Here is a 22,245-nt window from a genome sequence, read left to right as displayed (position 1 = left end):
GATGCTACATTTTCTATGGGCATAGCTGATTAAATAGTAAACAAGGCCGTATTCAGCCTATGTCAACTACCGTATCTGTCCGGGCAACCGTACCTTTACCCACTGGTAGCATAGCCGGACGTCTTATGAAAATATTACTGGTTGAAGACGAAGTCAGCCTGGCATCCTTTGTACGAAAAGGGATTGAGAGTGAGGGCTACGAGATTGATCTGGCTTATGACGGGCTGATGGGCAAACGACTGGCAGCCAACAATATGTATTCGGTTATCGTGCTGGATGTCAACCTACCGCACATCAACGGCTTCGACCTGTGTCGATCCATCAAGCGGGAGTCGCCCCGGCAGCCGGTGCTGCTACTGACGGCGCTGGACAGTCTGCCCGATAAAGAAAGCGGTTTCGGTGCCGGAGCCGACGATTATCTGGTGAAGCCCTTCGAGTTTCGCGAATTGCTGCTGCGGATCAAAGCCCTGGCCCGGCGCGATAGTGCGTTTTCGGGTATGAAGACCGTACTGCGCGTGGGCAATCTGGAACTGGACACGGCCGCGCATATGGTCACCCGCGCCGGGCAGCATATCGAACTGACAGCCCGCGAATACGCGCTGTTGGAATACCTGATGATCAACCACGGACGGGTGGTCAGCCGGATCGACATTGCCGAGAAAGTCTGGGATCTCCACTTCGACACGAACACCAACGTTATCGAGGTGTACATCAACTACCTGCGTAAGAAGATCGACAAAGAGTTTAGCCCGAAACTGTTGCATACCGTGAAAGGAATGGGCTACGTGCTGCGGGGCTAGTCATGCAGATCAAACACAAACTCATTCTGTGGTTTTCCTCGCTCGTAGCGGGACTTCTGCTGATCTTTTCGGTCTACGTCTACAGTACTTACGCCAGCTTTCGCCAACGATCAATCGAAGACCGGCTGGAACGGAAAGCCCGCGTGACCGAACAACTGCTGACCCTTCGTGGCTCAGTAGCGGGCAGCGTCATCACGTCGATGCCGGAGCAGGCAGAGTACGTGTTTTCGCCCGCCGACAGTCTGATCTACGAAAGTCAGCAGACCAGCGATTTCGTGGCCTCACCCGCCTTTCGGCAGCGGGTCCGGCGGGAGCGGCTGGTTCGCTTTCAGTACGAGAGCAACGGGCACCTGTATCCCAAAGACGGCGTGGCGCTGACGTATGCCGGGGTATCGCCCGACCCCGCCGGACGGGTGTATGTGGCCGTCGTAACCGCTTACGATCAGGATGGCTACCAACGGCAGCGGAACCTGCGCGACCTGTTCATACTGGGCAATATCGTCGCGATTGGGCTGGTTATACTGGTGGGCTATTTTTTCTCCCGACAGGCGCTCAGGCCGCTCAACAACCTGATCGGGCAGTTGCAGCGCCCCGTCACGAACCAGCCATTCCGACTACAGCCCGATAACCCACGGGATGAGGTAGGCGTACTGGCCCAGGCATTCAACGAGCTATTGACCCGGCAGGAGCGACTGGTCGAGAATCAGCGTTCGTTTATCGCGCAGGCGTCGCACGAGTTGCGCACACCCCTGACAACGATAAAAGGCTGGCTGGAAACGTCCGTCCTGTACGATACCGACATCGACAGTCTCCGGCGGGGCATGACGCAGGCGATTACCGAACTGGACAAGCTGACGGCTTTATCGAACGGCCTGCTACAGCTCGCTCGGATCGACGGCGTCGACGCACAGATCGACCGGCAATCGCTGGAACTGGTCGACATTGTACTGGATGCCGCCGATACGCTGGGACAGCAACGACCGGGGCAGTCGCTGTCGGTCGAACTCAGCGACGGTATGCTCGAACAACCCACGCCCGTCACCGTTTGGGGCAATGCGCAACTTCTCCGAACCGCGCTGCTCAATCTGCTCGATAATGCCGCCAAATATTCCGACAATCGACCCGTTACGCTCTGTCTGGAGATGGATACCGAGGATCGAGCGCGCATCCGCATCGAAGACCGGGGTATCGGGTTAGCCCCCGGCGAAGAAGACCGGGTACTGCTGCCACTGGTGCGTGGTTCGAACGTGCAGACGATTGGCGGTTTCGGTATCGGCCTGACCCTCGCCTATCGCATCATCAGCCTGCACGGCGGTCAGTTACAACTCCGGCCACGACCCGGCGGAGGCACCATCGCCGACATCCTTTTACCAGTTCAATCGGTCTGATTGTGCCGCTGTTAGTTGTTGTGGCAGAATCAAGCCCCGCTAAATCAACCGATTGTGACGAGCTACCCCTAGTCCATCAAACATCGTCCACGGTTCGGCTGTACCGACGACCGGGTCCAGTCAAACTGAGTCGGCTTTTCGCTGTCGCGTAGCGGTTATTTGCCAGGACGGATGGCCATCAGAGAACAGGTAAAACGCACTTCGACTCAATCGGGTAAAGTTCAGCATACACTGTCAGAAACGGGCGTTTTGAGAGCTGACAAACAATTGGCCTATCCTGGAGTTAAAGTCCCCACTTGGGCGAAGCACTAACCAACAACTCGTTCATCGTACTGATAATGAAAATAGGAATCATTGGCGCGGGCTTCATTGGTAGTGCCCTTGCCACTCGGCTTACAAGCCTTGGTCATTCAGTAGCTATTGCCAATTCTCGCGGCCCGGAAACGCTGGGGGAAGTAGCTCAGAAAACCGGCGCGACTCCCGTTACTGCCCCGGAAGCAGCCCACTACGGTGAAATCATTGTGGTGACTATTCCGCTGAAAAACATTCCCGATCTGCCCAAAGACCTGTTCGAGGGCGTACCCGCCGATGTACCCGTCATCGATACCAGCAATTATTATCCGCTGTTGCGTGATGGACACCTCTCTGAACTTGAGCACGGCGAACTCACCGAAAGCGAATGGGTACAGCAGCATCTTGGTCGGCCCGTGGTAAAAGTGTTCAACAATATTATGGCTGAGCACCTTGAAAAATCGGGCAAACCCGCTGGTACCCCCGGCCGTATTGCGCTGCCTGTTGCCGGCGACGACCCCACGGCCAAGCAGAAAGTGATGGCCCTCGTGGACGAGTTGGGCTTTGATGCGGTCGATAATGGTAGCCTGCACGAATCGTGGCGGCAGCAGCCCGGCACACCCACCTACGGAGCGGATCTACCCGCCGGGGAGTTGGCGCAACAGCTGGAGAGCCTGGGCACCACCCGTACCGAACAGCAGCACGCACAGTTTCTGGCCAATCATGCTGCCCTGGAAAAGCAGATGCAGGCTCAGGGCGTCAAACTACAGTAGTAACCGTCGGGTCCGCTACCCCTGATGAAAACGAGCGGTTGTCGCACGACGCCGACTTCCGACAAAAGCCGCGCTCAGTTTCTACGGGCGCGGCTTTCTAGTATCACGACGGGATGGACTGTTATTGATACGTGAGCAGGTTCCATAAAGAATTTGTCTTTAGCCCTTGATGGCTACTTACAAACAGGCAAACCACGAGCCACTACAACTGACAATGCGTCGACCTCAAGAAGGAAGGCAGGAAACAGGTTGACACTGCCCGGACCGCTGGCGTGACGGCGGATCAGCTCGCTCAATTGGCGAGAGAGCCGGTATTTTTTGTCCTGTTTTCGGTCCATCCATCAATCGATGCCTTGTTCGTTTCCGAATGGTACGTCTGATTTTGTAAGATAGATTCTTCGCCGGATGACCGCTGGCCCTTTCTAATCTTAACTAATCTACGGCTAATATTCCCCTAATGGTGCCCCGGTAGCTTTGCCCCTGATCCATTCATTCAGGCATATGTGTAAGGGGATAATCTATTTGTGGGGGCTGCTGACGCTGCTTGACACCGGCGGGGGCAACACGACCCTGGCTCAGTCGACCCAGACCGCCCCAGCCGGGACCGACGTGCTGACGCTGAACAGAGCGCTGGAACTCGCCCGTAGCAACTACCCCAGCCTGCGGGGTAAGCTGGCCAACATCCGGGCGGCCGAAGCCGATGCGCAGGTCACCAACCTGAGCTTCCTGCCACAGGCGGGCCTACAGGCGCAGGCACTCAATGCAACGTCCAATCAGGTGCGGGGAGCGTACGTGTCCAACGGTGGGTTACTGTTACCCATCTCCGGGGTACGTACCGACGGCTTCAACAACCGGGCGGCTTTTACCAGCGGGCTGTCGATGGTCGTCGACTGGGAAGCCGTTACATTCGGGCGTCGGCAGGCCCGGCGCGATCAGGCCCGGCTGGCGGTCGAACAAACACAGGCCGACTACGAAGGTGAACTGTTTACGCATCAGGTGCGGGTGTGCGATGCTTATCTACTGGCACTCAACGCCCAGAAAGCGGTGGCGCTGCAAACAGCCAACCTGCAACGGGCGCAGGAGCTGCAACGCATCATCCGGGCCAGTACGGCCGGTGGCCTTCGGCCCGGCATCGATAGTGCCGTCACCAACGCCGAAGTGGCCCGCGCCCGCCTACAGGTACTGGAAAGTCAGCAACTGGCGCAGCAGCAGGTGCTTCGCCTGACCGAACTGGTTGGCCAGCCCAACCCCACCGCCCGGCTCGATTCACTTGTTTTTTACAATCAACTCCCCCGTCTACCGCTGTCACCCGGCAGCAACCCTACCCTGCATCCCCAATTACGCGTCTACCAGAAAAACGTCGACCTGGGCCGGGCCGGCGAAACGGTACTGCGGGCATCGGCACTGCCGTCGGTCTCGCTGCTGGGTTCGGTACAGGGACGGGGGTCGGGCATCGGCGAACAGGCGCAGGCCGACGGTTCCTTTCGTATCGACCCGTCGCCGGGGGCCGGTCTGCCACTGCGTTCGTTTAACTACATCGTCGGCGTAACGGCGATCTGGCGACCGACCGACCTGTGGCGAACACGGGCCTCCATTGCCGCCCAGCGTGAGCGGGTCAGCGCCAACCAGCAGGCGTATGAACAGCAGGCCCTCAACCTGCAGGCGGCTGGTCAGAATGCGGTACTGCAACTGCAACTGGCCCAGGCCCGCGCCGAACAGGCACCCATTCAACTCGACGCGGCCAAACAGGCATTCATCCAGTCGCAGGCGCGCTACGAATCGGGGCTCGACAATATTCAGGCGCTGACCCAGACGAGCGCCCTGCTGAACCGGGCCGAAGTCGATCAGGCACTGGTAACCAACAGCGTGTGGCGAGCGCTGCTCCTGCGGGCCGCCACCATCGGCGATCTCGATTCCTTTTTCCAACAACTTCCCCGCTAACCGCCATGATTAAAGCTGCGCTTGCCAAACCCATTACCGTGCTCGTTGCCCTGGCGGGGATCGTACTCTTCGCCGTGCTGGCCCTGCTGAACATTCCGGTCGATATTTTCCCCCGGCTCAACCTACCCACGATCTACATTGCCCAGCCGTACGGTGGGATGACCTCCGCCCAGATGGAAGGCTTCATTGCTACCCGCTACCAGAATCAGCTGCTGTACGTGTCGGGTATCAAATCCGTGGAAGTAAAAAATATTCAGGGACTTTGCCTGGTCAAGTGCTCCTTCTACGAAGACGTCAATATGGCGCAGGTGTCGGGGGAAGTGGCCAACCAGGTCAGCCGGGTGATGAACTACCTGCCACCGGGTACCGTACCGCCCACCGTCGTGCGTTTCGATGCGTCGAGTTTACCCGTCGGGCAATTGGTATTCAGTAGCCGACGGGCTTCGCTGGGGGAAATGCAGGACCTGGCCTCGACCCGTATCCGGCCCCTGTTCTCCCAGATTCCCGGCGCATCGGCTCCCCCACCCTTCGGTGGTAACGAGCGTACCGTCGTTGTCAAAGTCAATCCGGAACGGATGCGCAGCTACGAGCTGACGCCCGACGACATTGTGCAGGCCGTTGTAAAAAACAACCAGATTTCACCCGCCGGCAGCGTACAGATGGGCGACTACACCGTCATGACGCCCAGCAACACGGTCCTCGACAAGGTACCGGAATTCCTGAATATTCCGCTACGCAAAGGCGTCGGCCCGACCGTTTTCCTGCGCGACGTGGCTTCCGTGGAAGATGGTACCGACATTACCGTGGGCTACGCGCTGGTCAACGGCAAGCGGTCGGTCTATATCCCCGTCACCAAAGGCGCGGACGCCAGCACGATGAGTGTCGTCAGCGCGCTGAAGGCCAAACTACCGGAGATGAAGGCGCTGCTGCCCGACGACGTGCAGCTTACCTACGAATTCGACCAGTCGGTCTACGTTACGCAGGCAGTGCACAGTCTGGCGGTCGAGGGTGGTCTTGGTGCGATCCTGACGGGACTGATGGTCCTTCTCTTCCTGGGCGACTGGCGCAGTTCGTTGATTGTTATCCTGACTATTCCCGTCTCGATCCTAAGCGCGATTTTACTGCTGAACCTGACCGGTCAGACCATCAACATCATGACCCTGTCGGGACTGGCGCTGGCTATTGGTATCCTGGTCGATCAGGCGACGGTCGTAATCGAAAACATCCACCAGCATTTTGAAATGGGTAAGGCAAAGTCCCGCGCCATTCTGGATGCCTGTCAGGAAATGTCGTTTCCGCTACTGCTCATCACGCTCTGTATCCTGGCTGTTTTTGCCCCGGCTTTTATGATGAGTGGCGTACCGCGTGGCATGTTTCTTCCCCTGTCACTGTCGGTTGGCTTTTCAATCATTGCGTCGTACTTCCTGTCACAAACCTTCGTTCCGGTGGTAGCCAACTGGTGGATGAACGCGCATACGCACGCCCAGCCCCACGCGGAAAGCATTCTGCCCGATCTTAGCGCATCGACCGAACAGCAACAGGAAGCCTACGAAGATAAACACCCGGATACAGTAAGTGCTTTCGAGCGGTTCAAACTGGGCTATCTCAACCTGCTCGACAAACTACTGGGCCGCCGGGCACTGGTCATCAGCGTATACGGACTGATTTGCGCTCTTTTGATTGGTATCGGCTTCACGCAGATCGGGCAGGATATGATGCCCCGGCAAAATCACGCGCGCCAGTTTCAGGTTCGTATCGTGGGTCCGCAGGGCCTGCGTATCGAGCGGACCGAAGAGTTGACCAAGCGCGTCATCAAACAGATCGGTGCCATTGTCGGGGCGCAGCATGTGGCCATCTCATCAGCCTTTGTCGGTACGACCCCGTCCAGTTACGGGACCAGCGCGCTGTACGTATTCAACGCCGGCCCGCACGAAGCCGTCCTGCAGGTCAATCTGTCTGACGACTATGACGTCGAATCGCTCGACGCGCTCAAAGAGCAGATTCGACGGCGGGTGCATCAGAAAATGCCGGACGTACAGCTTTCCTTCGAACCAATCGACCTGACGGATAAGATTATGAGCCAGGGGGCCCAAACGCCCATCGAAATTCTGGTTGGCGGCAAAGACCTGACCGAAGGGCAACGCTACGCCAACCGCCTGCTGGGTCAGTTGCGAACGATTCCCTACCTGCGCGACCTGCGGATCAACCAGCCCCTGAGCTATCCGACGGTGTCGATTCAGATTGACCGTGAACGAGCGGCACAGCTGGGACTGAGCACCGACGAGATTGCCAAGTCGCTGGTAGCTGCGACTTCGTCGAGCCGTTTTACGGCCAAGAACCTGTGGCTCGATCAGGCGAAAGGGTTTGCCTACCAGGTGCAGATTCAGCTGGAGCAGGATCAGATGAAGTCCATCGCTGACATTCAGGCCATACCGCTGGTAAAAGGACAGCTCCGCCCGACACTGGGCGATATTGCGACCGTCACGCCCACCACCGTGCCCGGCGAATACGACCGGATTGGTCCCCGACGCATCATTACCGTATCGGCCAATATCAACAACAAAGACCTGGGCACCGCTACCCGCGACGTACAGCACGCCATAGCAGCCGCCGGCGATCCACCCAAAGGATCGGTCGTTGAACTACGTGGCCTGGCCCAGTTGCTTCAGGAAACGCTGAACAGTCTGCAATTCGGGCTAGGGCTGGCCATCGTCGTGATTTTCCTGCTGCTGGCGGCCAATTATCAGTCGTTCAAGGTAGCGTCTGTCGTGCTGGTCAGCATTCCGGCGGTGCTGGCGGGTTCACTGACACTCTTGCTGCTGACAGGCCAGACGCTCAACCTGCAATCGTACATGGGCATCATCATGTCGGTGGGCGTATCGGTGGCCAACGCGCTGCTGCTGGTAACCAATGCCGAATCGCTGCGCATTCGGTACCGCGATGCCCGGACGGCGGCACGGGTCGCCGGTGCCGCCCGTCTCCGCCCCATCCTGATGACCGCACTGGCCATGATTGCCGGGATGATTCCAATGGCGAGTGGACTGGGGGAATCGGGCGAACAAACGGCTCCACTGGGCCGGGCTGTCATCGGCGGGCTCCTCTTTTCAACCGTAGCCGCGCTGCTGATTCTGCCCGTCGTATTTGCCGCCGTTCAGCGCAAAACAACCTTCGATTCGCCCTCCCTCGACCCCGACGATCCGGGCAGTACGGCCTACGACGGTAATCAGCCAACGCGTACCGAACCGGCCACCCTCACCTACTAACTCGCTATCACTATGCCTGCATCCATCAATCTTCGCACCGGATTACCCGCGCTGCTCCTGACCGGCCTGGGCTTTCTGTTCAGTCAGTGCAGCAGCTCGCCCGCCGAAAAAAACGACATGGCCGAGACGCCAGTTAACGAAGAAATTCGCTACGAGACGGTTCGGGTTACGGCTTCCCGCCCTACAACGGAACTGAGCCTGCCCGGCGAGCTGGAAAGTTATTACGAAACCGACCTGTACCCCCGCGTCAGCAGCTACGTCAAGGCGCTGCATGCCGACATTGGCGATCAGGTACGCAAGGGTCAGTTATTGGCCGAACTTGAAGCGCCCGAACTGACCGCTAACCTGACGGAAGCCTATTCGAAGGTGAAAGCTGCCGAAGCGCAGTTTGAAGGAAGCCGGGGCATTTTCCAGCGAGTGTTGCGTACCAGCCGTACGCTGGGGGCCATCTCGCCCGCCGATCTGCAAACGGCCCGCACCAAAGCCATCTCCGATAGTCTGGGCATCGTAGCGGCTAACGCGCATTACCGGTCGGTGCAACAACTGGTCAGCTACCTGAAAATCACCGCCCCCTTTACGGGCGTTATCACCGACCGTCGGCTGTCGCCGGGCGCTTTTGTCGGACCGGGCGGTCAGAACGGTATCCCGATTCTGAAAATCAAGCAACTCGACCGACTCCGGCTCCGCATCGCCGTACCGGAAACGTATCTAGGCGATATTCGTACGGGCGCACCGGTGCAGTTTTCGGTCCGCAGTTTTCGTAATCAGACGTTTACCGGTAAGATCAGCCGAGTGTCGAACAACGTCCGGCCCGAAACCCGCTCAGAGATGGTCGAGATCGACTTTCCCAACCCCGGCGGCAAGCTAAAGCCCGGCATGTTTGCGTCGGTGCGTCTACCCGTCAGTTCGTCGGGCAAGGGCAGTTTATACGTCCCGAAATCAGCCGTCACCAGTACAATGGACCGGACATTCGTGCAGAAAATCGTGAACGGCAAAGCTGAGCGCGTAACGGTACAGAAAGGCGATGATGCCGTTGGCCAAACGCAGGTATTCGGCAACCTCAAAGCCGGCGACATCATTCTAAAAACGGCCAGCGACGATCTCGCCGACGGCACCGCCATCAATACCCAGCTGGTAGGGCAGTGATTGCTTAATCTTGCGGCTTTCTGATAGACCTAAAAGGTTTTGAAACCTTTTAGGTCTGCTAGACGAGCTAATCGCGGCTTCCTTACCGCTTCTTTTTCCCGGACCAGTTTTTCGAGTAGTTCGGTCTGCCACCCTGCGCTTTCTTCTGACTACCAACCAGCCGTTCGAGTAGGTCGGGGCGATTGAGTTTGGTCAGGCGATTGCGAATCCAGTCCTTATACTCGGGTTTATACCAGAAGAAATAACGGTTCTGCGCCTGCTTTTCTTCGCGCGTTTTCGCCGTCTTGACCGGCTTCAGCGTGTATGGATGAACCCCCGAATAATAGATCACCTCGGCGACGGTCATGGGCGTCGGCGTAAAATCCTGCACCTGTTCGAGCTGAAAACCCAGGTCTTTCGTTTCGGCCGCCAGATTCGCCATGTCCTGCTCTTCGCAACCGGGGTGCGACGAGATAAAGTACGGAATCAGCGGTTGACGCAGGTTGTGCTTGTCCGAAATGTCGTCGTACTTTTTCTTGAACGACTTAAAGTATTTGAACGACGGTTTCCGCATAATGCGCAGCGTATCGTCGGACGTGTGTTCAGGAGCGACTTTCAACCGACCCGACACGTGCCGCGTGATGAGCTGCTCCATGTACTCGTCGTGGTTGCCGTCCTGGTTATTTTTGTTGAAGTCATCGACCAGCAGATCGTATCGAACGCCTGAGCCAACGAACGCTTTCTTGATCGCCGGATTCGCGTCGACTTTCTGGTAAATCTCCGTCAGCGGCTTGTGCGAGGTATCGAGGTTCGAGCAGATGACCGGGTGGATACAACTCGGGCTCTGACAACGGGCGCAGATCGATTCATCCTTACCCTTCATCTTGTACATATTGGCCGACGGGCCACCCAAGTCAGAAATGTACCCTTTGAATTCCGGGTGCTTTGTGATCTCATCGACTTCTTTCAGCACCGACTCCTGACTCCGCGACGCAATGAACTTACCCTGGTGCGCGGAGATGGTACAGAAACTACAACCGCCAAAGCAGCCCCGGTGCATGTTCACCGAGAACTTGATCATCTCGTAGGCCGGAATCGGTCCCCGCTTTTTGTACTTCGGGTGTGGCAACCGCGTATACGGCAGATCGAACGACTTGTCGATTTCGGCTTCTTCCATCGTCTTGAACGGCGGATTGATGACCAGCACCTGATCGCCCACGCGCTGCGTGATCCGGTTAGCCTGCCATTTATTCGATTCGACTTCGACGATCTTGAAGTTAGCTGCGTACTTGATCTTGTCGGTCAGGCACTCTTCGTGACTCGTCAGCTCGACCGTGTCCCAGTCGTTGTAGTCGCGCAGATCGCCCGTATTGGTATCGTGCAGAAACGCAACCTGATTAACGTTCCGCATCGAAGAAAACGGTACACCCTTCAACGCCAGCTTCAGAATTTCGCGCAGGGGTTGTTCACCCATACCGTACACCAGCATATCCGCCTGCGCATCGACCAGAATCGACGGCATCAGCCGGTCCTGCCAGTAATCATAGTGCGTCACCCGGCGAAGCGACGCTTCAATACCGCCGATCAGTACAGGGACGTCGGGGTACAGCTGTTTCAGAATATTGGTGTAAACGGTCGTCGCGTAGTCGGGTCGGAAACCGGCTTCACCACCCGGCGTATACGAGTCGTTGGACCGCAGCCGTTTGTTAGCCGTGTAGTGGTTCACCATCGAATCCATGCAGCCCGCCGTAACGCCAAAAAAATACTTGGGTCGACCGAATTTCTTGAAGTCCCGCAGGTCGTCTTTCCAGTTCGGCTGGGCAATGACGGCGACGCGGAAGCCCTCGCTTTCCATGATACGACCGATTACGGCAGTGCCGAAAGCCGGGTGATCGACGTAAGCATCGCCGGAAACCAGCACAATGTCGACTTCGTCCCAGCCGCGTTTGTCAACTTCGGCTTTTGTCAGCGGTAACCAGTCGGTAATGGGTCGTTCAATCATGAGTTTGCGTACGAGTAACTGTCAGTAAAACAGTCAAACGGGGAAATAATTCCCCCATCAGTCCAATAGCCCGCTAGATTAATCCGCAACAGATTCTGCTCAGGCGACAAACGGGCAAGGGGCAGCACCCACCTCCGTGAATGCTACCCCTTGCCTGTTTGAAGTCGGCTACGCTAGAGTTCACTAGACCGATAGCGTACGGCCAGTCACGTAACGTATAGTTGTACTTTTGACGCTACATAACCAGATACTGCTACGTACAGCTGTCTCGTGATCCAGCAACGCGTTATTTTCCGATGCAAAATTTACTAAAAATGGAGTCGAGCAGATCGTCGGTTGTGATCTGACCGGTTAGTTCACCGAGGTGTTGCAGGGCCACCCGCAGGTCCATCGCCAGCCAGTCGGGGGTCACGCCAGCATCCAGTCCGGCAAGGGCGCGGGCCAGTGCATTGTCAGTTCCCGTCAGGTGATCGTGGTGACGAACGTTGGTCACGACGGCGCTGCCGATCTGCACCGCTGCATCGGTACGCACCCGGTCCGACAGAGCCGCCCGCAACGCATCCAGGTTTGTCTGTTGAGCGGCCGAAATCCAGTGTATTTCCTCATCGGCAATGGTTGTCAGCTGCCGCTGCTTCGCATCATCCAGCGCGTCGACTTTATTACCGACCAATAGATACGGCTTACCCGACTCACGCACCTCCGTCAATGCGGTCTGCCATTCATCAGCGCTGATCAAAGCCGCATCAAACAGGTAGATAACCAGTGCAGCATCCCGCATTTTCTGCTGCGTCCGTTCGATACCGATGGCTTCAATCTTATCCGTTGCCGACCGTAAGCCGGCCGTATCAATAAGCCGAAAGCGGATACCGTCGATAAACAGTTCATCCTCGATCACGTCGCGGGTCGTGCCGGGGATGTCGGAAACAATGGCTTTCTCTTCATTCAGCAGCGCGTTCAGCAACGTCGACTTACCCGCGTTGGGCTTGCCGACAATGACGGTAGCCACCCCGTTTTTGATCACGTTACCGGCCGCAAACGACTCGATCAGTGGGTGCAGCACCCGCCGAATACTAAGCATCAGTTGCCGCAGTTGATCGCGGTGCGCAAACTCCACGTCTTCTTCGCCGAAGTCAAGTTCCAGTTCGACCAGCGCCACGAAGTCGATCAGTTGCTGCCGCAGGTCGATTAGTTGTTTGGAAAAACCGCCCCGCAGTTGGGTCAGAGCCGCGCGGTGACTGGCGTCCGAGTCAGACGCAATCAGATCCGCCACAGCTTCAGCCTGCACCAGATCAAACTGCCCGTTCAGAAACGCCCGCTGCGTAAACTCACCGGGCCGGGCCAGTCGAACGCCCTCTGCCACCAGCCGTTGCAAAATCTGGCGAACGATGAATTCGGAGCCGTGGCAGGAAATCTCGACGACATCTTCTTTGGTAAACGAACGGGGAGCCCGAAACACGGTAGCCAACACTTCGTCGATGATAGTGTCGTCGGAATTACGGAGCGTACCAAAATGCGCGGTATGACTGGGTTGTTGTGTGAGGTCTTTTCCCCGGAAAAAGCGGTTAGTGATCGCAATCGCGTCGTCGCCCGACACGCGGATGACAGCGATGGCACCAATACCGGGCGCCGTAGCCAGCGCAGCAATGGGTTCTGAATGAAGCAAGGTACAGGTCGTCTTTGTCAGTTGTAATGGCAGTCAGCATCTTGCCTACCGACCAATCAGGAAGGCAGGAAATTACCGAAGATCGGTAGCTGACTGAACACGCCGACCAGCCGCTTTTCCAGGGGCACGCTGGGGATACCCAATAGGTCGGCATACTGATCGCCGAGGAAGAAACGCATTTCGCCGGCCGCGAGGTTCCGAACCGTATCGACCCGGCCCGACGCCCGACCCGCCGTTTCGGCAATGGCATCGAGCAGCGACTTAGTCAGTCCTGTGCCAGCTTCCGACGGCGCGAACTGCCGCTTGCCAATGGCCTGTCCCAGCCGGTACGCTTCACGCATATTCTGCGGCAACAATTGACGATCCAGCCCGTTCAGCCAGCCGACGACATTGATGTGGTGCAGGTAATCGCTTTCCTCCTGCTCCGTGACCGTCACGCCCGCCCGACGCAGGCCCAGCAGTACGACGTACGAAAAGGCCAGGTTCGTACCGGCCATGTCTTCCTGATTGACGGGCGTCCCCCAGGCCGTGTTCCAGCGACTGCTATGACCGGCAAACCACCGCCCCCCCGCATGCAACAGCCGTACTTTCAGCGTTCGGTTGATGGCGTCGGGCACGGCCCCGTCGCGCGACTGCCAGCTTTTGGCGTTATTGACCGCGAAAACCCATTCCCCGGTTTCCTGCAACCGCCGGGCGGTGTCGTTCTTTATGCGTTCCGTCAGCCAAAGTACCTGCGCCCCGTCGGCCCCCAGATAACAGTACGGGAGTGAGTAACAGCCCAGAATCAGGCCGATAGCACCGGCATGACGCTTGAAAAAAGCCATGCCCCGGGCCATGCACGTTGTGTCAGCCCAGTTGGGCAAGTGCGCGTATTCAGTCCAGAAGCGGCTGACGGCAGCGGGTTGATCGGTTAGAGAAAACGACTGTGTGTTGCCCAGCCACTGCATGAGTGTGCGTAACGCAGCGGGTCCACCTTCGGCAATGACTGACGCAATAACTGCATCGGCGGGGGCATCGCCTTGTTGCCGAAACCGACTCAGTAAGGCATCAGAAAATAGACGGGTTGGCTGAATACGAACAGACGGAAAGGCTTTCATACCTGCCTAACGCTTCGTCTATCCGATAGGTTTGGGTAGATGAAGCCTATCCGGCCTTCTTTTTAAAGCCTGATTTTGAGCGTGTCGTATCCAAGCCGAATGTTGGCGGGCAGTTCGGCTTCGACCTCGCGGTGTAGCCCCAGCTTATGGCTGATGTGCGTGAAATAGGTCATCTCAGCGCCGATCCGTTTGGCCAGCGCCACCGACTGATCGAGCGTGAAATGCGACAGATGCGGCTCCCGTTGCAGGGCGTCGAGTACCAGCACTTTCGTACCCATCACCTTTTCCAGCTCCGTTTCGCTGATATAATTCAGGTCGGTCAGGTACGTAAAATCGCCGATGCGATAGCCGTAGACGGGGAGTTTGTGGTGCATCACCTCAATCGGAATGATGCGAATGCCCTGTACGTCGAACGGCTGATTCTGAATGGAATTGACCTGCACACGGGGTATACCGGGGTATTTCTTTTCGGCAAAGATGTAGGCAAACTCCTGCGTTAGCTGCGTCAGTACCGACGGCCGCCCGTAGACGGGCATATCACGGCCGGAGCGAAAATTGAACGCGCGGACTTCGTCAAGCCCGGCCGTATGGTCTTTATGCTCGTGGGTGTACAGCACGGCGTCGAGCTGTTGCAAATCCATCCGCAACACCTGCTGTCGGAAGTCAGGACCGGTATCAACAACGAAGCTGCGCCCATCAACCGCGATGTGTATCGACGAGCGAAGCCGTTTGTCGCGGAAATCGACGGAACGACAAACCGCACAGGTACAACCGATCTGCGGTACTCCCGACGACGTCCCCGTACCCAGCAGTGTGACGAGCATAATGAGTGAATGAGCGAATGCTGAATGATTGAATGACTGTAACGAACGCTGATTCAATCACTCAATCATTCAGCAACTCAATCATTATTTATCCGTTAGTTGATTGACGACTTCGACAAGGCGGTCGAAGTTGAGGGGTTTCACCAGTACGTCGTTGAAACCGGCCGTCTTGAACTCTTCTTCGGTGTAGTTTTTGGCGTTGCCCGTGATGGCGACAATGGGGACAGACGCCTTTTCTTTGTCCGGCATGGCCCGTACCCGCCGAACGCACTCCATACCATCCATGATAGGCATGTTGATATCGAGCAGCAGGATGCTGAACTCTTCTTTCTCCAGAATCTGCATCACCTGCTCCCCGTTTTTAACGGCGGTGATGTCGTAGTTCTGAAACTCAAGTATTTTACGGGCCAGATTCTGAATGACAGAACTGTCTTCGGCAATCAGAACACGCTTGGAGGCTGACATAGATTCGGGGAGAATGTGCAGTTTATGGTTGTGAAATTAGCCATTAAATCGGCAAACACAAAAAGGCAACAACCTCGTTGATTTTACCGATTCGCCGGTTCTATACGGCCACAGGGGCTTTTATAGCCGGATGCGGATTGTAGTTTTCCAGCGTAAAATCGTCGTAGGTAAAGTCAAAAATCGACGTCACGGCGGGGTTCAGTTTCATCGTCGGCAGCGGACGGAACTCGCGCGACAGTTGCGTCTCGACCTGTTCCAGATGGTTCAGGTACAGATGCGTGTCGCCCCCGGTCCAGATAAACTCCCAAGGCTCGTAGCCACACTCCTGGGCAACCATCATTGTCAGCAATGCGTACGACGCGATGTTGAACGGAACGCCCAGAAACACATCGGCACTCCGCTGATACAGTTGACACGACAATTTACCATCGGCCACGTAGAACTGAAACAGCGCGTGGCAGGGGGGCAGCGCCATGTTCGGCACGTCGGCCGGGTTCCAGGCCGACACCATCATCCGGCGCGAATCAGGTTTGTGCTTGAGCTGATTCAGTACGTCCTGCAACTGATCGATGACCCGACCATCCGGGGCGGCCCAGCTACGCCACTGCTTTCCGTAGACGTCACCCAGATCGCCGTTTTCGTCGGCCCATTCGTTCCAGATCGTTACCCCGTTGTCGGTCAGGTATTTGATATTCGTTTCACCCCGGATAAACCACAGTAATTCGTGGATGATCGATTTGGTGTGTACTTTCTTCGTCGTCAGCAGCGGAAAGCCGTCCTGTAGGTTAAAACGCATCTGATAGCCAAATACGCTAAGGGTACCCGTACCGGTACGGTCCGTTTTCGTTGCACCGGTCGCCAGAATATGCCGGAGCAGGTCGTGATATTGCTGCATGAATCAGTTGGATCTATAGGCGGTCAAAAATCGGCAGTTGGCAGTCGGGAAACAACCGTACGGCTAAAATAGCCTCTGCTTTTTCCGAACGGGTCCGACATGTTCTTACGAATGAGCCTGCCCGTTGATCTCAAACGAGTACGTAATCGTCGCCGACGGGCGAAGCTGTGCCGTCGCCGAGCAGTATTTGTCCATCGACAGATCGATCGCCCGCTTTACGCGGTCGGGATTCAGCTCACCGGTAAGCCGGTACGTAATGTGTATCTGCTGAAATGGGGCTGGTGTCGCGCCTTTCTCCCGAAAGCCATCAACCGATAGTTTGAAATCGTCGATGGTCTGCTTTTGCTTTTGCAGAATCAGAATCACGTCGATTGCCGAGCAACCCGCCAGTCCCATCAGCAGCATTTCCATGGGCCGGGCACCGGCATTGTGGCCGCCAATGTCGGTAGCCGCGTCGAGGTGCTGCGGTACCCCCGACAAACCGGAGGCTTCGAAGTGGAAAGCATCGTCTACCCGGACGAGTTCGACAGTCATCTTATTAAGGGCAGGGGTTTCGGCAACCATTTGTGAATCAAGCATGTTATTTGTGTTTTTGTACGAGTCTTTGTAGCTTCACCAACTTAAAAAAATCGGTACACGGTATGTCAGAGAAATTCAGCGATGATCTGTTCGACCTAAAAAACGACCGGCGGCTGAGTGTTTATCTCTACCGGGCCGGTTTCGGTTGCTGGCTACTCTACATTCTGTCGGGCGCGCGCTTTATGCAGTCGGTTCACACGTACCGAACAGATTTTGGGGTGTTCGCGTTCTTTCTGATGGTCATGGGCCTGTCGGCGTCGATGATCTACGACTATTACCACCATCCCATCGAGTTCGATCAGAAAAAGAAGTGGCTGGCGATCAGCTATCTTGTCCTTGCCGGGCTAATCTACTTCCTTATCCTCAACAAAGAGCCCATTGCCCTCCCCCACGTTCGCGGGTTGTTCTAATGTCGTGTTGGGGAGTTGAAAGGTACTGGTAGCGCAGTTAACTTTGTATTGACCGCCAAGCGGCTTGGCAAGATGCAATGTAATGACTACCACTGACCGACTACCAATGGGCTGCAATATCGCCTTTTTTCAATCTTAGACGCAAACGCAGCCACGACTTGCGTAAGATTCTCGACTGTTTTTTATAGCTACTGCGCACCGGCAGTCAATAGCGTAACATCCATCCCGACTGGTTACCCTGGCAAGCCGTCTACCGCGCGGGCGGCCCCGTACTATTTTGACCAGTGGAAGCGGTCTGGTCTCTTCGAGCAAATAAATGCAATCTTGAACCAACTCGATCGTCAGCAACAAGGCCGGGAACCATTCCCCTCCGTACTATGAAGTTGTTACCTATGAGTTGTGAATATCGAGGACTGGATGCGCACAAGCGGGTAAACGGACGAAAACGTACTTTTGTCGTTGATACGCAAGGACGCTTATGGCTCGCTGATGTAGACGCGGCCAATCGGGCTGATGGCAACTTGGGCGTTGCGCTTGTAATCAGCATGTTGTGGCGATGCGGGGCGCGGCTGGAAAAGCTCTTCGGCGATCAGTCGAATAATGGGGTGTTTGGTATGGTCGTGCTGAATCGGACAGCATTCTTGCGTAACTTCCCTCATTATGGCAAGTCCCAACAAACCAACTACTTCTCAGCGCAAGTTCGATAAAGCCTTCAAAGCAGAAGCACTACGGATGCTCGATGAAGGGCAATCGGTGGCTCAGGTCGCTAAAAGTCTCAATGTGAGCGACCAACTGCTCCATACATGGAAACACGCCCACAAAAAGCAAATACAAAAACAGGCGAGTAACGGCGAACTGCTGGCCGAAAATGAACGACTCAAAGCCCAACTTAAACGGGCTGAGATGGAGCGCGACATATTAAAAAAAGCATAACGATCTTCACTCAACCGACCTAAAGGCTATATATCGCTTCATTCAAGACCAGAGCCAGTACTATCCTGTGCAGGTGCTTTGCCAGACGCTGAGCGTTAACCGTAGTGGTTATTACGACTGGCGCAAACCAACCAATGCACCACCACTACCAGGCAGTGATGCACTGTCTGCCAAGGCCAACAACACTCAGCAGGTCAAAGACCTCTTTGACTTACACCGGCGTCGATATGGTAGCCGTCGCCTGGTCAGTGAGATGAAAGATCGGGGGCTGACTGTGAGCCGGGACTTCGTAAGGTGCTGAAAGAGCATCAGCTAAGACCCATTCAACCGCGTAGCTTCGTGCCTCGAACGACTGATAGCCGCCACACGATGGGCTATTCGCCTAACCTGTTGTTAGATCGTCCCCGCCCTACTGGTCCCAACCAGGTATGGGTCTCGGACATCACGGCACGGGCCGCCCCGCTACATCCCCCTGGCTACGGGCAAATGGCTGTATCTGGCTGTGTGGATAGATTTGTGGTCACGACGCGTAGTAGGTTGGTGGCTGGCTGATCACATGCGCGATGAGTTAGTAATTACGGCTTTACGGCGGGCGTTACTAGGTCGACAACCGGCCGACGGACTGGTCCTGCATTCAGACCGTGGCGGCCAGTACGCTTCCAAAGGCTTTCGTAAACTACTGGCCGGCCAGGACTTGCAAAGTATGAGTCGGGCTGGTGAGTGTTATGACAATGCTGTTGCTGAATCCTTCTGGTCACGACTTAAAGCCGAAGTTATGGAATCGGGTGTATTTTTGAGTTTAGAAGACGCCCGTGCTGCGATCGGCGACTACATCGACAACTACTACAATGTGATGCGCAAGCACTCCAATTTACATCCTATTCAATTCGAGTCTAAACATATCTCGCAGAGCTAACAAGAGACTGTCCGCCAATACCCGACCTCCCCAGTTTGCTGCTGAGCTAGCCAACTGGGGCATCACTTTTGAGAAAGCTTCCCGACCTGAATCCGCCCGGGGATTTGTGCCGGTTGCCGAGCGGTGGGTCGTTGAACGGCTGATTGCCTAGACTAATTTCTTCCGTCGACTCGTCAAAGATTACGAATATACAGTATCATCTTCGGCGAGTTGGCTTTATTTGGCTAACATTCAACTCATGCTTCAGCGAATCTAGCTCTGTTGCAAAATATAATCCACCAACACGTTCTAATCGCCGACGGCGGCATTCATGTCTGCATTACCAGACCCCGGCCCAACAAGAGTACTATTTTTACATCTCTCCGATGGCTACCTGAAAAAATCTCCAGTGTACTGTTGCAAGTCCACTGTGCCGATTTATTGGACCATCTCAAACAAGGAAACCCAGACGCATCGCCTGGGTTTCCTTGTTTGAGATGTGGACTATTACTTTTTAATTAAGCGAATCGATTGACTTCTATCTCCCCCCTCAACTCGGTAAAAGTAGACCCCAGTTTTTAGATATAAACCATCGATCTGTACCTGACGATCGGTCTCTGATGGGTCGACAGCTTCAGTGTGCTGTTGAATTATTTTACCTTGCTCGTCAGTCAATGTATGTTTAACCGATGAAGTCATGGGTAAAGAATAACGGATAATAGCCCGGCTAACAAATGGGTTAGGATAAGCATCAATCCGTACGTTAGTTACTTCCTGAATCTTACCAATGGAGTTAATTGAAGAGATTGTCGCCTCAAATACAGACCCAGCATAAGCCGTGAAACCAGGCTGTAGGGTTATTGAGTTTCCTGCGCTATATTGTGCTACAGCACCCTTTGATACAGTCTGACTAATGGTGATACTATTAATAACTTTCTGATCTACCAGTTCTCCTACACTGATGGCTTTTGTGAAGGTAGCCTTATGGGGATACTCTTGAGCAAAAAGATGTTCCCCTTCAAACAGTATAGGTATAGTGAGTAAAAAGATATATCGATTCATCGTAGTAGTGTTATCTGTTAATGGTTGCCTCCAGAGTAGAAAATTTTTCCTTCAGTCGTTTATTTTCTTGACGAACCTGCTCAATTACATTATGTTGGTTAATCATATATAAAGTGAGTTCCTCTATTTTTTCCAACAATTTTGCATTCATTTTGGCTACATCAAGCCCCTTGGTGACCATTTCGTCAGATGTAGGTATACCTGGTAAATGCTTATTGAGTTTGATGAATTGCTCTAACTCAGGTAGGCTTTTCAACCGGTACGTGTCTGCGAATACATAGTCTGCCCAATCACCCGAACTCTTAATGGCAACCTTTACCTTTTCCGAAAGAATACCTCCTGCTACGTACAGCCGGTAACCTGCTGGAAAGGAAGTAATACCAGTACCAATAGCAACTGCGTTATCAGATACGGTCTGAACAACCTGATTATTAAGTGACCATATATCCGTATTTACATTAGTACCGAGACCTAAACCGAGGCCTAAACTCACTTTTAACAAACTAGAATTAACATTCCGTAGTACTACGTTGCCTGATGCATCTACCGATAAGAATTTGTTACCTGATTCATCAATTGTAGAGGCTGCACTTGTCAGATTGGTAAATCGTAACCCTGAATTCCCACTAGTACCTTCTGTGATCTCTAATTTATTCTGTGGCGCAGAATTACCGATACCTACTCGAACAGCAGGGCTGCCTAGAATTAAACTATTGTTCTGAGATACCAGTGCATTGGCTCCGAATGCAGAAGCATTTGTCAAATTTCCAGAAGTACTACCTGCCTGATCGCCAATAAATGTGTTCTTTGCACCAACCGTGTTGTTTGTACCGACATCGTTACCAATCATTACATTACTGCCACCGGTTGTAGTATTAAAGCCAGCATGCGTACCAATCATCAGGTTGTTGTTAGCTACAGTAGAAGCGTAGCCAGCTCCATCACCTATATACGTGTTGGCTCGACCGATCGTGTTGTTGCCGCCCGCGACATTCCCGATGAAAGTGTTGTACTGACCTGATGTCGTATTACCTCCAGCAGAGTTACCAAGGAAGAGATTGAATGAACCAGTGCTTATACTGTAACCGGCGTAAGCACCAATAGCCACATTATTCAAGGCCGTTGCTCCTTTTGATCCAGTGCCTGCGTGTCCACCAATATATACATTAGTAGTTGCTGTGGTGTTATTTGCTCCCGCACTATCCCCGATGGCTACGTTATACCCTCCTCCTTGGGTCATATTAGCACCCGCTCCTGGACCAACCAGAGTGTTCCTAAGTCCTGGCGTTGGTACGAAGGAATTTGTAACAACAATATTCTGCTGAGCAACAGCAACCGTTAATGTACATGCGACGCATGCTGCCGAGATTAGTATTAACTTTTTCATAATAATTGTATGGATTTGTTTGACAATAATTACAAAATATTAACATTCAGTGTTAAAAAAATCGATTATTATATACTTTATTTTTAGTAAAAGGCAATATTTATACATCAAAGAGGTTTTTTTAGTTACAAAAATAGTTGCTGTTATAATGATGCGTTGTTGAATTATGGAGACAAAACATAGCCCAACAGCGTACCGTAGACGCACGCATCTCATCGATCCACTAGAAAGTTAATCTTATGTTTGTTCTAGATAATTCACAAACGTGCGCCCCATCACTTAACAGAAGGCATAAAATTACCAGTAGATTTGTCCTGATCCCCTGAAAGTGAGCGAGTGAAAAGTAGAGTAAAAAACTTGACCTCCCCCCAAATACTGGACCGCTCAGCGATTGAGGATCGGACGGTCATTTGTTCTCTTTTCACTGCCCTTTCCGACCTCATCAGGCGTTA

Annotated in this window: 20 protein-coding genes and 1 pseudogene; 11 read left to right on the top strand and 10 right to left on the bottom strand. The window is 54.4% G+C overall.

Annotated elements, in window-relative coordinates; genetic code table 11:
- Positions 1-125: 125 nt before the first annotated feature.
- The 6 genes from CLV58_RS09520 (at position 126) to CLV58_RS09495 (ending at position 9,602) form a co-directional block, all read left to right on the top strand.
- The gene (locus tag CLV58_RS09520) at positions 126-800 is read left to right on the top strand and encodes a response regulator transcription factor (protein WP_106137569.1); all 675 of its coding nucleotides are present in this window, start codon (positions 126-128) and stop codon (positions 798-800) included.
- A gap of 2 nt (positions 801-802) precedes the next feature.
- Positions 803-2,188: a sensor histidine kinase gene (locus CLV58_RS09515; RefSeq protein WP_106137568.1), complete on the top strand. Its 1,386-nt coding sequence runs from the start codon at positions 803-805 to the stop codon at positions 2,186-2,188.
- Positions 2,189-2,526: 338 nt separating this feature from the next.
- Positions 2,527-3,252: an NADPH-dependent F420 reductase gene (locus tag CLV58_RS09510; RefSeq protein WP_106137781.1), complete on the top strand. Its 726-nt coding sequence runs from the start codon at positions 2,527-2,529 to the stop codon at positions 3,250-3,252.
- A gap of 501 nt (positions 3,253-3,753) precedes the next feature.
- A complete protein-coding gene (locus CLV58_RS09505; protein ID WP_106137567.1) occupies positions 3,754-5,193 on the top strand; it encodes a TolC family protein in 1,440 nt (479 codons plus the stop codon).
- Between the two features lie 5 nt (positions 5,194-5,198).
- Complete coding sequence (locus CLV58_RS09500) at positions 5,199-8,456, top strand: efflux RND transporter permease subunit (RefSeq protein WP_106137566.1); 3,258 nt, start codon at positions 5,199-5,201, stop codon at positions 8,454-8,456.
- A gap of 12 nt (positions 8,457-8,468) precedes the next feature.
- Positions 8,469-9,602 carry an efflux RND transporter periplasmic adaptor subunit gene (locus tag CLV58_RS09495; protein ID WP_106137565.1) on the top strand — a complete coding sequence of 378 codons (1,134 nt, stop codon included), beginning with the start codon at positions 8,469-8,471 and terminating at the stop codon, positions 9,600-9,602.
- A gap of 82 nt (positions 9,603-9,684) precedes the next feature.
- On the opposite strand, the gene CLV58_RS09490 is transcribed toward CLV58_RS09495, so the two are convergent.
- The 7 genes from CLV58_RS09490 to CLV58_RS09460 form a co-directional block, all read right to left on the bottom strand.
- Entirely contained in the window at positions 9,685-11,583 is a 1,899-nt protein-coding gene (locus CLV58_RS09490; protein WP_106137564.1) for a YgiQ family radical SAM protein, read from the bottom strand.
- Positions 11,584-11,869: 286 nt separating this feature from the next.
- Complete coding sequence (mnmE, locus tag CLV58_RS09485; RefSeq protein ID WP_106137563.1) at positions 11,870-13,246, bottom strand: tRNA uridine-5-carboxymethylaminomethyl(34) synthesis GTPase MnmE; 1,377 nt, start codon at positions 13,244-13,246, stop codon at positions 11,870-11,872.
- Between the two features lie 56 nt (positions 13,247-13,302).
- Positions 13,303-14,343 (bottom strand): oxygenase MpaB family protein, encoded by a 1,041-nt coding sequence (locus CLV58_RS09480; protein WP_106137562.1) that lies wholly within the window; start codon positions 14,341-14,343, stop codon positions 13,303-13,305.
- Between the two features lie 62 nt (positions 14,344-14,405).
- The gene (locus CLV58_RS09475) at positions 14,406-15,167 is read right to left on the bottom strand and encodes an MBL fold metallo-hydrolase (protein ID WP_106137561.1); all 762 of its coding nucleotides are present in this window, start codon (positions 15,165-15,167) and stop codon (positions 14,406-14,408) included.
- A gap of 84 nt (positions 15,168-15,251) precedes the next feature.
- A complete protein-coding gene (locus tag CLV58_RS09470) occupies positions 15,252-15,632 on the bottom strand; it encodes a response regulator (protein WP_106137560.1) in 381 nt (126 codons plus the stop codon).
- Positions 15,633-15,732: 100 nt separating this feature from the next.
- Positions 15,733-16,527, bottom strand: coding sequence for a thymidylate synthase (locus tag CLV58_RS09465; RefSeq protein WP_106137559.1), 795 nt, complete (start codon positions 16,525-16,527; stop codon positions 15,733-15,735).
- A gap of 105 nt (positions 16,528-16,632) precedes the next feature.
- Positions 16,633-17,106 (bottom strand): OsmC family protein, encoded by a 474-nt coding sequence (locus CLV58_RS09460; RefSeq protein WP_245882285.1) that lies wholly within the window; start codon positions 17,104-17,106, stop codon positions 16,633-16,635.
- A gap of 62 nt (positions 17,107-17,168) precedes the next feature.
- Between CLV58_RS09460 and CLV58_RS09455 the strand changes: the two genes are divergently transcribed.
- The gene (locus tag CLV58_RS09455; protein WP_106137558.1) at positions 17,169-17,516 is read left to right on the top strand and encodes a hypothetical protein; all 348 of its coding nucleotides are present in this window, start codon (positions 17,169-17,171) and stop codon (positions 17,514-17,516) included.
- 476 nt (positions 17,517-17,992) lie between these two features.
- Here the strand turns inward: CLV58_RS09455 and CLV58_RS28315 are convergent, their stop codons facing one another.
- On the bottom strand, positions 17,993-18,175 hold the full coding sequence (locus tag CLV58_RS28315) for a hypothetical protein (protein ID WP_170108672.1): 183 nt from the start codon (positions 18,173-18,175) through the stop codon (positions 17,993-17,995).
- 1 nt (position 18,176) lies between these two features.
- Here CLV58_RS28315 and CLV58_RS09445 point away from each other — a divergent pair, with 1 nt between their 5' ends.
- From CLV58_RS09445 to CLV58_RS29120, 4 genes and pseudogenes are all read left to right on the top strand, one after another.
- Entirely contained in the window at positions 18,177-18,449 is a 273-nt protein-coding gene (locus CLV58_RS09445; protein WP_106137557.1) for a transposase, read from the top strand.
- Positions 18,450-18,516: 67 nt separating this feature from the next.
- The gene (locus CLV58_RS29125; protein WP_425443505.1) at positions 18,517-18,750 is read left to right on the top strand and encodes an IS3 family transposase; all 234 of its coding nucleotides are present in this window, start codon (positions 18,517-18,519) and stop codon (positions 18,748-18,750) included.
- A 96-nt stretch (positions 18,751-18,846) separates the two neighbouring features.
- A complete protein-coding gene (locus CLV58_RS09440; protein ID WP_106137556.1) occupies positions 18,847-19,365 on the top strand; it encodes a DDE-type integrase/transposase/recombinase in 519 nt (172 codons plus the stop codon).
- A gap of 34 nt (positions 19,366-19,399) precedes the next feature.
- Positions 19,400-19,621 (top strand): annotated as a pseudogene (locus CLV58_RS29120) (IS5 family transposase); the annotation flags it as partial.
- 230 nt (positions 19,622-19,851) lie between these two features.
- Here the strand turns inward: CLV58_RS29120 and CLV58_RS09430 are convergent.
- Both CLV58_RS09430 and CLV58_RS09425 read right to left on the bottom strand, forming a co-directional pair.
- The gene (locus CLV58_RS09430; protein WP_106137555.1) at positions 19,852-20,406 is read right to left on the bottom strand and encodes a T9SS type A sorting domain-containing protein; all 555 of its coding nucleotides are present in this window, start codon (positions 20,404-20,406) and stop codon (positions 19,852-19,854) included.
- Between the two features lie 10 nt (positions 20,407-20,416).
- Positions 20,417-21,793, bottom strand: coding sequence for a hypothetical protein (locus CLV58_RS09425; RefSeq protein ID WP_106137554.1), 1,377 nt, complete (start codon positions 21,791-21,793; stop codon positions 20,417-20,419).
- Between the last annotated feature and the right edge of the window lie 452 nt (positions 21,794-22,245).

Source organism: Spirosoma oryzae, from assembly GCF_003002825.1.
In the GTDB taxonomy this organism is placed as follows: domain Bacteria; phylum Bacteroidota; class Bacteroidia; order Cytophagales; family Spirosomataceae; genus Spirosoma; species Spirosoma oryzae.
Note: the sequence above shows the minus strand (reverse complement) of the source record. Positions and strands in the feature narration are given on the sequence as shown.